The following is an 11,859-nucleotide window of genomic DNA, read 5'->3' as shown; positions in this document are numbered from 1 at the left end:
GGGGTCATGAATATTGGGCCCCGGGGGCGACCCGCCCGCACATGATAATGAGGGGGCGGGACGCCCGTGGTCCGGAAGACCATGACCCCTCTGTCGCCGTATGACGGCGACACCTCCCCAGCGAAGACGCTGGGGAGGTAAAGAATCACGGCCCCGCGTTCGCCTCGACCGTCCGTGCGACCTCGCGGTGGTACCAGCCGAGCGCCTTCTCGAATTTGCCGAAGGTCTGGCGCGTGTTGGCGCCGCTCGGGAAGTTGCGCTGGATGGTCTCGCCGATGCCGAAATCCTCGACCAGCGCCGAGGCGAACAGATCGACATTGGCCTTCCAATAGCTCTCCGGCTTCTTCGCCTTCTCCTCCGGACTGACCAATACCGAGAAGTGCATCACTGATTCGTCGGGCGCCACCGGGAAGGCGGTGAACACGCCGCAATGGTCCTGCGTGTAGGTCAGCACCGTGTTGGGGAACATTTGGTAAAGCACGATGGCGTGGTCGCGGATCGACCACGATTCCTTCAGCGTCCCTTCCAGCTCTGTGAGCGTGCGCTTGGCCGCCGCCATGCGGATGTGGCGGTCCATGCGCTCGTAGGTGGCGATGTTGTCGAGGAAGATCGGGTAGACGCTGGTGGGGTGCAGGTAGCGGAAGTGATAGAGCTCGAGGAAGGTGTCGATCACCAGCTTCCAGTTCATGCGCGGGCGGATCGGCTCGGAGCTGTGCAGCTCCCAGCCTTGCATGTCCCAGCCGGCGAGATCGGGCTGCAAGGGGCCGAGATAAGGGTCGATGTCGAAGCGCGCGTCCTCGCCGTCCTCGAGCGCCCGCGGCACCACCCAGACGAGCCCGTACTTCTCGACGACCTTGAGGCGGCGCAGGCCGTGCGTGCTCTTTTCGAGCTCGCCGAACATGGCGCCGTCGGTGATGCCGACCAGGCGGCCGGTCAGGTCGTAGGCCCAGCCGTGATAGGGGCAGACGAAGGCGCGCTTGTTGGAGCCGCAGGGTGTGGTCTCGACGCTGGCGCTGCGATGGCGGCAGACATTGAGAAAGGCCCGCAGCACGCCATCGGTGCCGCGTACCACCAGGATCGGCTGGCCGGTGTCGTTGTGAACGACGAAGTCCCCCGGCTTGCGCACCTGTCCGGAGAAGGCGACGACGATGGGATAGCGACGGAACAGCAGGTCGACCTCGCTGCGAAAGCGCGCCGGGTCGTAGTATTCCTCGACCGGGGTGTGGCTGAGGCCGGGGCCTTCGTCGCGCGTGTTGGTCCGCACCATGTGCAGCATGCGCTCGAGATAGGCGACCTGGTCGGCGTGTCGCATGGTTTCCTCCCTATATCGCGTTCATGCCGCCGTCGATCACCAGCTCGGCGCCGGTGACGAAGCGCGATTCGTCGGAAATCAGGTAGAGGATGCCATAGGCGATGTCGTCCGGCGCGCCGAAAACGCCGATCGGGATGCGCTGACGGGCCCGCTCGCGCGCCTTGTCGGTCGGCAGGATGCCCTCGCCCATCGGCGTCATTATGACCCCTGGATGCACAGAGTTGCAGCGCACCTTGTAGCCCTTGCGGGCGCAGTCGATCGCCACCGTCTTGGTGAACTGGCGCACCGCGCCTTTGCTGGCGCCGTAGGCCGAGAGGTCCGGGGTCCCCAGGAACGCCGCCAGAGACGACAGATTGACGATCGAGCCGCCGCCCGACTGGCGCAGCGCCGGCACGCCGTACTTGCAGCCCAGGAACACGCCCTCGACGTTGATCGACAGCATGCGCCGCCACTGCTCGAGCGTCTCGGTCTCGAAGGTAGCCGGAAACGGCCCCGCGATGCCGGCATTGTTGACCAGCCCGTGCAGGGCGCCCTCGCGCGCCAGGATGTCGTCGATGATGCGCTTCCAGTCGGCCTCGCGCGCGGTGTCGTGCTCCTCGAAGCGAGCCTTGCCGCCGATCTGCTGCACCGTCTCCAACCCGCCGGGGCGGTTGATGTCGGTGACGATCACCGTGGCGCCCTCGTTGGCCAGTAATTTGGCCGTGGCGCGGCCGATTCCCGATCCGGCGCCCGATACCAGCACCACCTTGCCCGCGACACGATCCATGCATTCCTTCCCTGCCCTTTGTTGCCGCAAGGCTAGAAGCAGCCCACGTTGGCGACAAGCGAGGAGGACACCGCATGGCTCGCACCTTGGAATTCTACTTCGACTACGGCAGCCCCTACTCCTACTTGGCCGACACCCAGGTCGAGACCATCGCCCGACGCACCGGCGCTGCCCTGGTGCGCAAGCCGATGCTGCTGGGCGGTGTGTTCAAGTCGACCGGCAACCAGTCGCCGATGGTAATCGACCAGAAGGGTAAGTGGGCGAACGCCGATCTCGCGATGTGGGCACGCTTCTACGGCGTGCCCTTCCAGCGCAACCCGCACTTCCCGGTGAACACGCTCAGCCTGATGCGCGGCGCCGCGGCGGCGCAGATCGACGGCCTCTTCGAGCGCTATCACCCCGCCATGTTCGAGGCGATGTGGGTCGACGGCCGCAACCTCAACGACATGGCCGAGGTGGGCGCGGTGCTCACCGAGGCCGGCATCGATGCGGCCAGGATGGCGGGCCGCATCCAGGACCAGGACGTCAAGGACCGGCTGAAAGCCACAACCGACGAGGCCGTCGCGCGCGGCGTGTTCGGCGCCCCCACGAGCTTCGTCGACGACCTGATGTTCTTCGGCAACGACCGCCTGCCGTTCGTCGAGATGGCGCTCGCGGGGAGCCTCAAATAGCTCCTCCCCAGCTTCGCTGGGGAGGTGTCGCCGTCTTCGGCGACGGAGAGGTCAAGTTCTCTTGGACCGCGGGCGTCATCATGAGCGGGTGGGACGCCCGCGGTCCCGAAGACCATGACCCCTCCGCCTGCCTGCGCGAAGCCGAAGCGGCTTCGCTTCGGCGAAGGCAGGTCCGCAAAGACGCGGACACCCCAGCAAGGCTGGGGAGGAAGACGAGTCACCCCATCTCGATCACCGCCTTGCCGACGACCTTGCGGTCGAGCAGGACGCGGAAGGCATCGGCGGCGCGCTCCATCGGGAAGCGGTGCGAGATGTGCGGGCGCATGACGCCGAGGCCGGCCAAGCGCGGCAGCTCCTCGGCATAGTCGCGGCCCAGCTCCGGCGCGATTCGGACGACGGTCTCGCCAGCGCGCACGCCCAGCACCGTCAGTCCCTTGATCAGGATGTGGTTGGACATGAGCTTGCTCGGCCCGCCGGAGGTGAAGCCGACAACCAGCAGGCGTGCGCCATAGGCCGCGGCGCGCACCGACTTTTCCAGCACCTCGCCGCCGACCGGATCGTAAATCACGTCGGCGCCGCGCCCGTCGGTCAGTCCTTTGACCGCGGCGACGAAATCGGCGGTACGGTAGTTCACGACATGGTCTGCGCCGAGCCGCTGCACGACGGCGAGGCGCTCGTCGTCGCCGCCCGTCGCGATGACCCGTGCCCCGAGATGCCTGCCGAGCTGCACGGCCGCCAGGCCGACGCCGCCCGCAGCGCCGTGCACCAGCAGCACGTCCCCCGCCTTGACGCGTGCGCGGTGGATCAGCGAGTGATAGGCGGTGGTGGCGCCGACGCGAAAGCCCGCGCCCTCGGCGAACGACCAGTCGTCGGGCAGGCGCATCATGACGTTGCGGGGCGCGAGCTTCACGTACTCGGCGAAAGCGCCGGGCCGAATACCGAAGATCACGCGATCGCCCGGCCGCCACGGCGCGATCTCGGCGCCGACGGCATGGACCGTCCCCGCACCCTCCATACCGGGCACGAAAGGCAGCTCGGGCTTGTGCTGGTACTCGCCCGATACGGTGAGGATGTCGGGGAAATTGACCGACGCGGCGCCGACCTCGACGACGATGTCGCCCGGCCCGGGCTCGGGGATCGGCCGCTCCGCGATCTTCAGGACAGACGGATCACCCAGGCGATCGCAGAGAACGACGCGCATCGAGATACCTCGCACACTCGAACCGCCTCCCCCGTCACCAGGGGAGGTGCCCCATAGGCGTTAAAACAGAAGGAAACCTCATCTTGAGGAGCGCCCGCAGGGCGCGTCTCGAAGGATGGGCTACGTAGGAGATCGTTGAAAAGTCGTGTCGCGGCGCCCTTCACTGTTGCCGACCCTTCGAGACGGCCGCTGCGCGACCTCCTCAGGGTGAAGTCCCTTTGTTTTTTAACGCCTATGGGGAGGTGTCCCATCATACGGGGCGGAGGGGAAAGCCCCAATGGAGATGTCTGAAATTCCGACGTCGGAAGGTCATGGGTCTTGCTCGAGGCCTTCCCCCTCCGCCCCCTGCGGGAGCACCTCCCCCGTATGACGACGTATGACGGGGGAGGAATTTTTGAACGCTAATCGAGCTCGAAGGCGTTCTTGTAGTCGAGCTTGAGCGCGGGATCCTGGTCTTCCTTGCGCAGGAAGCAGTTGCCGACCACCAGTACCTCGATCTCGCTGCCCATGAAGCAGCGGAAGGCGTCCTCGGGCGTGCACACGATCGGCTCGCCGCGCACGTTGAACGAGGTGTTCACCACCACCGAGTAGCCGGTCTTGGCCTTGAACGACGCCAGCAGATCGTGGAAGGCCGGATTGGTTTCCTTGTGCACGGTCTGGATGCGCGCCGAGTAGTCGACATGGGTGACGGCCGGAATGTCGGAGCGCGGCACGTTCAGCTTGTCGATGCCGAACAGCGCCTGCTCGGCCTCGCTCATGGCGCGGCGGCGGTCCTCGTTCACCGGCGCCACCATCAGCATGTAGGGGCTGTCGCTCTTGATATCGAAATAGTCGCCGACATCCTCGCGCAGCACCGCCGGCGCGAAGGGGCGGAACGATTCGCGGTACTTGACCTTGAGGTTGAGCGTCTTCTGCATGCTGGGTGACCGCGCATCGCCCAGGATCGAGCGGGCGCCGAGCGAGCGCGGCCCGAACTCCATCCGTCCCTGCATCCAGCCCACCGCCTTTTCGTCGGCGAGCGCCTGGGCCGTCTGCTCGATCGTCTGGTCGCGGGTCAGCACCGTGAACTTGGCGCCGGCCGCGGTGAGGCGCCGGGCAATCTCCTCGTCCGTGTACTCCGGGCCGAGGTAGCTGCCGGCCATGCCGTCGAGATGGCCGTTGAGCTTGCGCGCCTGGCCGAGGAAGCCGTGATAGGCGGCGAAGGCGGCGCCGACCGCACCGCCGGCATCGCCGGCAGCCGGCTGCACCCAGATGCCGTCGAACAGGTTCTCGCGCAGGAGCTTGCCGTTGGCGACGCAGTTCAGCGCCACGCCGCCGGCCAGGCAGATGTTCCTGGCGCCAGTCTCTCGCTTCACCGAGCGCGCCAGCCTGAGCACGATCTCCTCGGTGACGGCCTGGACCGACGCCGCCAGATCCATGTGATGCTGGGTGAGCAGTTCCTCGGGCTTGCGCGCCTTGCCGCCGAACAGCGCCGCGAACTTGTCGTTCGTCATGCGCAGGCCGGTGCAGTAGTCGAAGTAGCTCTGGTCGAGGCGGAAGGTGCCGTCTTCCTTGAGGTCGACGATGTTGGACAGGATCAGGTCCTTGAACTTCGGCTCGCCGTAGGGCGCCAGCCCCATGACCTTGTACTCGCCGGAGTTGACCTTGAAGCCGGTGTAGTAGGTGAAGGCCGAATAGAGCAGCCCCAGCGAATGCGGGAAGTGCAGCTCCTTCGTCATCTCGAGCTTGTTGCCCTGGCCCCAGCCGAGCGACGTCGTCGCCCATTCGCCGACGCCGTCCATGGTCAGGACGGCGGCTTCCTCGTAGGGCGACGGGAAGAACGCCGAGGCGGCGTGGCTCTGGTGATGCTCACCGAACAGCAGTCGCTTCTGCCAGTCGAAGTCGGGCTGCCAGCGCTTCATCTCGTCACGCAGCAGCGTCTTCTGGAAGAGCTTCTCCTTCAGCCACAGCGGCATGGCCATGCGGAACGAGTTGAAGCCGCGCGGCGCATAGGCCAGGTAGGTCTCGAGCAGCCGCTCGAACTTCAGGAATGGCTTGTCGTAGAAGGCGACGTAGTCGACATCGGCCAGCGCGATGCCGGCCCGGTCGAGGCAGAACTGCACGGCATTCTGGGGAAAACCCGAATCGTGCTTCTTGCGCGTGAAGCGCTCTTCCTGTGCGGCCCCGACGAGATGGCCGTCCTCGAGCAGCGCCGCGGCGCTGTCATGGTAGAAAGCCGAAATCCCGAGGACGCGCATGGCGAGCCAACCCTTCGTCTAGAACAGGGTATAGATGAACGGCGCGATCGCCGAGCCCTTGGTAAGCACGATCAGGCCGCCGAAGATCACCATCATGATCAGGATGGGAAGCAGCCAGAACTTCTTGCGTTCCCGCATGAACGCCCAGAGTTCGCCGACGATGGAGCCCATGGAGGCAGGTCCTTTCTGGTCAGAACTGATTCTTCATCGATTGGGGAGGCGGCCCGGGCGGCGTGCGATCGATCCAGTAGCTCTTGGCGTTGCGATCGAGCTGCAGCCGCAGGAAATCCTTGCCCATCGCCCGCATGACGAGGCCGATCGGCATGATGGTCACGAAGAACAGCAACCCCAGGATGAGGGGATTCATGACCTTGTAGAGCAGCAGGCCGAACTTCAGCCACAGCCGGTTGAGCGGCGCCAGCAGGCTCGGCACGGTGTAGGCGACGATCAGGAAGGCGGCCGCGATCGGCAGCAGGTAGTGCCAGCCGGTATGGCCGCGCCACCACGAGAGCGCGCTCAGAATGGCAAAGAAACCGGCGAAGACCAGGCCAAAGCCGCGGTCCGTGCCGGCCTTGACGTGCTCTTCGCGGGAGAAGTCTTCGTGAAGCTGGCTGGTCGCCATGTCCTGCAGGGTGCCTGTCGCTGGCCGATTTGGGGCCTTTAACTCTCTGATCGCAAACGCCGAGTCAACGGCACAGACGCAATACCTGGGGATTTGCCGCCAGAGTACGTTCCGGCCGGCTGCAACCGGCCAGCCGGGATGTACCCGGTGCGATCAACATACCCCAAGTCTCTCTAGGCCGCCGCCGCCGCGTCGGCGCGATGGGCGAGCAGGGCCGCCAGGGTCCGCCGCCAGGCCGCAGCGGCCCGGTCGAAGCTGAGGCCGTCGCGCCGCCGAAGCACCACCCAGGCTTCCAGCGACAGGGCACCGCCGATGGCGTCGGCCAGCTCTTCCCGTGCCTCCTCGCTCAGGGGGGCGAACTCGGGGGCAAACAGCTCGGCGACCCGCCGGCGCACTTCCAGGCGCAACCCGTTGGACCGCTCGATCAGGGCCGGATGATGGGCGAACTGGCCGGCGGCGACCCGCAACGGGATGATCTTGTCGAACAGCCGAGCCAGGTTCTCGACCGCCGTGGCGATCCGGAACTCGAGCGAGAGGCCCTGCGACGTCGGCGGCGGAATGACCAGATCCTGGCCGATGCTGTCTACCGTAGTTACAAAAAGTGACTCGACATCGCCAAAATGCTGGAAGACCGACCGAACCGACACATCGGCACGCTTGGCCACCGCAACCACGGTCGGCGCGGTGCTGGTCTCGGCAATCATCTCTTTGGCAGCGGCCAGGATGCGCCGCCGCGTCTCGGCCGCCCGCCGATTGCGTCCGTCGGACCGGGCGGACCGGACCGTCAGGTCGCCCGCGTTCAAGTCACCAGCCGGCGCCTCACCCGAAAGAGCCATTGCGTCGCCGCGCGTCAAAGCCGCTGCTTCATTCATCATCCATCTTCCTAAAGCCGTGATCGTAGGCGAACGGTGGTCAACGCCGAACCCGTCGCCTATGGAAGTCGGTCAGATAATCGCCGACCGTGGCAGGAACAAGGTCAACACCGTCGCACCCACCATGAATACGAGCCATGCATCCCACCCCCTCGCCGTTCTCTGGGACTTTGGCGGGGTCATCCTCAGCAGCCCGTTCGAAGCCTTCAATCGCTACGAAAACGATGCCGGACTCCCCAAAGATTTCATTCGCGGCCTCAATGCGCGCAATCCCGACACCAACGCCTGGGCCAAAATGGAACGAAGCGAGGTGACCCTGGAAGACTTCGTCGGCCTGTTCGAGGAGGAGGCGCGCCAGCAGGGGCACACGCTCGACGGCTGGCGGATTTTGCAGGCCCTGAGCGGCGACATTCGGCCGCAGATGGTCGAAGCGCTGCGCCGCTGCAAGGCGGCGTTCCGTGTCGCCTGCATCACCAACAACATGAAGTCGGGCGACGGCCCCGGAATGGCGCGCAGCGCCGACAAGGCGGCCGCCATCGCCGATATCATGACCCTGTTCGAGCACGTCGTGGAATCGAGCAGGCTCGGTTGGCGCAAGCCCGACCCGCGCATCTATCGCCACGCCTGCGAGCTCCTGGGCGTGCCGCCGGAACGTTGCATCTATCTCGACGACCTCGGCATCAACCTCAAGCCGGCGCGCGCCATGGGCATGCGCACCATCAAGGTCGGCGATCCCGACCTCGCCATCGCCGAGCTCGAGGCGATGGTCGGCATCCCGTTGCGCGGGTGAGACGAGGAGGACGTGAACCCGTCATTCATGGTGTTCCGGACCGCGAGCGTCTCGCTCGCTCAAGTTTCTGAGCGAGCGAGACGCTCGCGGTCCGGAAGACCATGAAGCGCACCGCGCGGCCGGTCACGGCGAAGTACCTGGAGAACGCCGCGACGTTCTACCTCGAACGCTATGCCACGACCGCCGAAGGCCTGCGTCGCGTGCTGATGCGCCGTGTCCGTCGCGCCGAAGTGGCCGAAGCGCCGGTGATGGACAATGTCGAACAGGCGATCGACGCCATCGTTGCCCGCTTCGTCGCGTCGGGCGTGGTCGACGATGCTGCCTTCGCGCAAACTAAGGCGCGGGCGCTGCATCGCCGCGGCGTTTCGACCCGGATGACGCACCAGAAGCTCCGCCTCGCCGGTGTCGATCGCGATACGCTCGACAAGGCGATGACCTCGCTCGACGACGAGCTCGCCACCGATCCCGAAAGCCGCGAGCGTCGGGCCGCCATTGCCCTGGCGCGTCGGCGGCGCCTCGGACCGTTCCGGGCGAGCGAGCAGCGCAAGCAGAATCGCCTGCGTGATCTGGCAGCGTTGGCCCGTGCCGGCTTCGATGGCGACGTTGCGCGCAAGGTGATCGATGCCGACGACCCGGACGTACTGGACGAAGCCTGACACTGGACGAAGCTCGACCGGGCGGCCATGGTTCGACCATGAGCCTCACGATCTGGCACAACCCGCGCTGCAGCAAGTCGCGGCAGACCCTCGAGCTGCTGCGCAGCCGCGGCATCGAACCGGTCATCCGGGAGTACCTGAAGCGGCCGCCGAGCCGGACCGAGGTCGAGATCCTGATCGGTCAGGTCGGCGGCGATCCGGCGACGCTGATTCGCGATGGCAAACCCGAGTTCAAGAAGCTCGGAAAGAAGAAGGCCGACCTGGCCAAAGCAGATGTCGCTGAGGCGATCGCGGCGGCGCCGGTCCTGCTGCAACGGCCTGTCGTGGTGTCCGGCGAGCGCGCCATCATCGGGCGACCGCCCGAAGCCGTGTTGGCGCTCGTGAAGTAGCCGCCCGCCATGATCGGCCGGATCCGTCTCTGGTCGGGCTATGTCCTTTTCTTCTACGTCGTCACGCATCTTCTCAACCATGCGCTCGGCCTGATCTCGCTGCGCGTGCTCGAGACGGGCCGCCAGTGGTTCGTCTTCCTCTGGAACAATCCGGTCGGCCAGACCGTGCTCTACGGCGCGCTCCTCACGCATTTCCTGCTCGCCCTGTGGTCGCTGTACCGGCGACGGGCGCTACGCCTTTCGGCCTGGGAATGGACGCAGTGGGGTCTCGGCGCATCGATCGTGCCGCTCGGCGCCCTGCACGTGGTGGGCACGCGCCTCGCCCACGAGCTGTACGGCGTCGAGATCGGCTATTCGTGGGTCCTGGCTTCGCTGGTCGTCTCGCCGTGGATCCAGACCGTCATCCAGTTCTCGCTGCCCCTGGTCGTCTGGTTGCATGCCTGCATCGGCCTGCACTTCGCGTGGCGTTTGCGTCCCTGGTACCGCACCTGGCTGCCGGTGATCTATGCCGTGGCCCTGCTGGTGCCCGTGGCCAGCCTGGCCGGTGCCGCGATCGCGCTGCGCGATGTCGCCGAGCTCGCCAAGACGCCCGGCTTTCTCGATGATCTGTTCAGGCGCGTCCACGTCCCGTCGGCCGCCGACATCGCGACGCTCTACCGGATTTCCGATGCCCTGCGCGTCGGCGCGCTCGTCCTCCTGCTCGCCGTTCTGGCGGCGCGGCCGGCCCGTGACTTCTGGGAGCGGCGGGCCGGCGTGGTGCGGCTCGATTACGGCGAGCGCCGCACCACGACACAACCGACCGGCCTTTCCATGCTCGAGATGAGCCGGCTGGCCGGCATCCCGCACGCCTCGGTGTGCGGCGGCCGCGGCCGCTGCTCGACCTGCCGGGTACGCATCGGCGGACCTGATCGTGCCAAGCTGCCGCCGCCCTCCGCCGACGAGCAGAAGGTGCTGCAACGCGTGACGGCGCCTGCGAACGTGCGGCTGGCCTGCCAGCTGCGCCCGCCTCCCGGCCGCTACCAGGTGGCAACCCTGCTGCCGCCAACGGCGGGGCCGGTCGAGGCCTATCGCCGGCAGCCGCAGGCGCATGGCGGCGAACGTTACGTCGCCATCCTGTTCGCCGACATTCGCGGCTTCACCTCGATCTCGGAAGGCAAGCTGCCGTATGACGTCGTCTTTCTCCTCAACCGCTACTTCCGGGCGACCGGCCAGGCCATCGAGGCGGCAGGCGGCAGGCTCGACAAGTTCATCGGCGACGGCGTGATGGCGATCTTCGGCCTTGCCGACGAGCCGCAGACGGCGTGTCGCCAGGCCCTCGACGCCGCCCGGCGCATGGCCGCAGCGCTCGAGGACCTCAACCGTACGCTGGCCGGCGACCTCGACCGGCCGCTGCGCATCGGCATCGGACTGCATGCGGGACCGACCATCGTGGGCGAGATGGGTTACCAACGCGCCACCCAGCTCACCGCCATCGGCGACACGGTCAACACCGCGAGCCGGCTGGAATCCCTGACCAAGGACTTCGCCGTCGAGCTCGTCGTCTCCCAGGAGCTCGTCGACCAGGCCGGCGTCGATCTCAGCGCCCATGAGCGGCAAGAGGTCGAGATTCGCGGCCGGCAGGGCAGGCTCGCCGTGCGCGCGGTCAAGCACGCGGCCGAACTCACGGCAATGTCATGAGATTTTCGTTGCCGATTTCCGAGGCCGGACAACAATCCGGCGTCACCCGGAGGTGGATCATGCGCCCGACCCTGCTCGCCCCTGCAACGGCCCTGTTGCTCGCCCTGGCACCGATGGCCTTTGCCGCCGGCGGCGCCGATCCCGCCCCGTCCCAGCAGGCCAAGCCCGCCGATCCCAACTTCACACGCGCCAAAGCGATGATCGAAGCGCGCGACTACCGGGGTGCCCTGCCGCTCCTGCAGCAGGTGGTCGCCAAGGATCCCAAGAACGCCGACGCCTACAATCTCCTGGGCTTTGCGACACGCTCGTCGGGCGATCCCAACGGCTCGCTGCAATACTACCAGTACGCGCTGTCGCTCGATCCGCGGCACCTCGGAGCCCACGAGTATATCGGCGAAGCCTACCTGATGCTGGGTCGCCTGCAGGAAGCCGAGCAGCACCTCGCGCGCCTCGACTCGCTCTGCGTCTTCGGCTGCAGCGAATACCGCATGCTCAAGGCCGCGGTCGCCAACTACAAGGCCGGCAAGCGCCCGACGAACTGAGCGTCATTTTCCTCCCCAGCGCAGCTGGGGAGGTGGCCCGTCATACGGGCCGGAGGGGTCATGGCTCCTCCGGACCGCGGGCGTCGCGCCCGCTCATAGAGCGTCATGAGCGGGCGGGACGCCC

Annotated in this window: 13 protein-coding genes; 6 read left to right on the top strand and 7 right to left on the bottom strand. The window is 66.6% G+C overall.

The window, feature by feature from the left end; translation table 11 throughout:
* Positions 1 to 145: 145 nt before the first annotated feature.
* Complete coding sequence (locus AB7O82_RS32530; RefSeq protein ID WP_428621226.1) at positions 146 to 1,312, bottom strand: aromatic ring-hydroxylating oxygenase subunit alpha; 1,167 nt, start codon at positions 1,310 to 1,312, stop codon at positions 146 to 148.
* Positions 1,313 to 1,322: 10 nt separating this feature from the next.
* Complete coding sequence (locus AB7O82_RS32525) at positions 1,323 to 2,078, bottom strand: glucose 1-dehydrogenase (protein WP_428551226.1); 756 nt, start codon at positions 2,076 to 2,078, stop codon at positions 1,323 to 1,325.
* 74 nt (positions 2,079 to 2,152) lie between these two features.
* Here AB7O82_RS32525 and AB7O82_RS32520 point away from each other — a divergent pair, with 74 nt between their 5' ends.
* Positions 2,153 to 2,749 (top strand): 2-hydroxychromene-2-carboxylate isomerase, encoded by a 597-nt coding sequence (locus tag AB7O82_RS32520; RefSeq protein ID WP_428551223.1) that lies wholly within the window; start codon positions 2,153 to 2,155, stop codon positions 2,747 to 2,749.
* A gap of 217 nt (positions 2,750 to 2,966) precedes the next feature.
* Here AB7O82_RS32520 and AB7O82_RS32515 read toward each other — a convergent pair whose 3' ends face one another.
* The 5 genes from AB7O82_RS32515 to AB7O82_RS32495 form a co-directional block, all read right to left on the bottom strand.
* Entirely contained in the window at positions 2,967 to 3,950 is a 984-nt protein-coding gene (locus AB7O82_RS32515) for an NADPH:quinone oxidoreductase family protein (protein WP_428551220.1), read from the bottom strand.
* Positions 3,951 to 4,351: 401 nt separating this feature from the next.
* A complete protein-coding gene (locus AB7O82_RS32510) occupies positions 4,352 to 6,187 on the bottom strand; it encodes a carbamoyltransferase family protein (RefSeq protein WP_428551217.1) in 1,836 nt (611 codons plus the stop codon).
* Between the two features lie 18 nt (positions 6,188 to 6,205).
* Positions 6,206 to 6,358 carry a DUF5989 family protein gene (locus AB7O82_RS32505; RefSeq protein WP_395709880.1) on the bottom strand — a complete coding sequence of 51 codons (153 nt, stop codon included), beginning with the start codon at positions 6,356 to 6,358 and terminating at the stop codon, positions 6,206 to 6,208.
* 19 nt (positions 6,359 to 6,377) lie between these two features.
* The gene (locus AB7O82_RS32500; protein WP_428551213.1) at positions 6,378 to 6,809 is read right to left on the bottom strand and encodes an SxtJ family membrane protein; all 432 of its coding nucleotides are present in this window, start codon (positions 6,807 to 6,809) and stop codon (positions 6,378 to 6,380) included.
* A 173-nt stretch (positions 6,810 to 6,982) separates the two neighbouring features.
* Complete coding sequence (locus AB7O82_RS32495; protein WP_428621224.1) at positions 6,983 to 7,663, bottom strand: TetR/AcrR family transcriptional regulator; 681 nt, start codon at positions 7,661 to 7,663, stop codon at positions 6,983 to 6,985.
* A 79-nt stretch (positions 7,664 to 7,742) separates the two neighbouring features.
* Here AB7O82_RS32495 and AB7O82_RS32490 point away from each other — a divergent pair, with 79 nt between their 5' ends.
* The 5 genes from AB7O82_RS32490 (at position 7,743) to AB7O82_RS32470 (ending at position 11,735) form a co-directional block, all read left to right on the top strand.
* Positions 7,743 to 8,471: an HAD-IA family hydrolase gene (locus AB7O82_RS32490; protein WP_428551209.1), complete on the top strand. Its 729-nt coding sequence runs from the start codon at positions 7,743 to 7,745 to the stop codon at positions 8,469 to 8,471.
* Between the two features lie 101 nt (positions 8,472 to 8,572).
* Entirely contained in the window at positions 8,573 to 9,127 is a 555-nt protein-coding gene (locus AB7O82_RS32485) for a regulatory protein RecX (protein WP_428551206.1), read from the top strand.
* A 38-nt stretch (positions 9,128 to 9,165) separates the two neighbouring features.
* A complete protein-coding gene (gene arsC / locus AB7O82_RS32480) occupies positions 9,166 to 9,516 on the top strand; it encodes an arsenate reductase (glutaredoxin) (protein ID WP_428551203.1) in 351 nt (116 codons plus the stop codon).
* 9 nt (positions 9,517 to 9,525) lie between these two features.
* Positions 9,526 to 11,193, top strand: coding sequence for an adenylate/guanylate cyclase domain-containing protein (locus AB7O82_RS32475; RefSeq protein WP_428551201.1), 1,668 nt, complete (start codon positions 9,526 to 9,528; stop codon positions 11,191 to 11,193).
* 59 nt (positions 11,194 to 11,252) lie between these two features.
* Positions 11,253 to 11,735 (top strand): tetratricopeptide repeat protein, encoded by a 483-nt coding sequence (locus AB7O82_RS32470; protein ID WP_428551198.1) that lies wholly within the window; start codon positions 11,253 to 11,255, stop codon positions 11,733 to 11,735.
* Positions 11,736 to 11,859 lie beyond the last annotated feature (124 nt).

The sequence above is a fragment of the Reyranella sp. genome, from assembly GCF_050185545.1.
In the GTDB taxonomy this organism is placed as follows: domain Bacteria; phylum Pseudomonadota; class Alphaproteobacteria; order Reyranellales; family Reyranellaceae; genus Reyranella.
The sequence above is the reverse complement of the archived record's forward strand: the minus strand, read 5'-3'. Positions and strand labels throughout refer to the sequence as shown.

What these genes read in the sequence shown, in the direction of transcription:
- AB7O82_RS32510 (WP_428551217.1), bottom strand. Translation starts at nt 6,187, where the DNA reads ATGCGCGTCCTCGGGATTTCGGCTTTCTACCATGACAGCGCCGCGGCG.
- AB7O82_RS32520 (WP_428551223.1), top strand. Translation starts at nt 2,153, where the DNA reads ATGGCTCGCACCTTGGAATTCTACTTCGACTACGGCAGCCCCTACTCC.
- AB7O82_RS32500 (WP_428551213.1), bottom strand. Translation starts at nt 6,809, where the DNA reads ATGGCGACCAGCCAGCTTCACGAAGACTTCTCCCGCGAAGAGCACGTC.
- arsC (WP_428551203.1), top strand. Translation starts at nt 9,166, where the DNA reads ATGAGCCTCACGATCTGGCACAACCCGCGCTGCAGCAAGTCGCGGCAG.
- AB7O82_RS32505 (WP_395709880.1), bottom strand. Translation starts at nt 6,358, where the DNA reads ATGGGCTCCATCGTCGGCGAACTCTGGGCGTTCATGCGGGAACGCAAG.
- AB7O82_RS32470 (WP_428551198.1), top strand. Translation starts at nt 11,253, where the DNA reads ATGCGCCCGACCCTGCTCGCCCCTGCAACGGCCCTGTTGCTCGCCCTG.
- AB7O82_RS32515 (WP_428551220.1), bottom strand. Translation starts at nt 3,950, where the DNA reads ATGCGCGTCGTTCTCTGCGATCGCCTGGGTGATCCGTCTGTCCTGAAG.
- AB7O82_RS32525 (WP_428551226.1), bottom strand. Translation starts at nt 2,078, where the DNA reads ATGGATCGTGTCGCGGGCAAGGTGGTGCTGGTATCGGGCGCCGGATCG.
- AB7O82_RS32485 (WP_428551206.1), top strand. Translation starts at nt 8,573, where the DNA reads ATGAAGCGCACCGCGCGGCCGGTCACGGCGAAGTACCTGGAGAACGCC.
- AB7O82_RS32490 (WP_428551209.1), top strand. Translation starts at nt 7,743, where the DNA reads ATGGAAGTCGGTCAGATAATCGCCGACCGTGGCAGGAACAAGGTCAAC.
- AB7O82_RS32475 (WP_428551201.1), top strand. Translation starts at nt 9,526, where the DNA reads ATGATCGGCCGGATCCGTCTCTGGTCGGGCTATGTCCTTTTCTTCTAC.
- AB7O82_RS32530 (WP_428621226.1), bottom strand. Translation starts at nt 1,312, where the DNA reads ATGCGACACGCCGACCAGGTCGCCTATCTCGAGCGCATGCTGCACATG.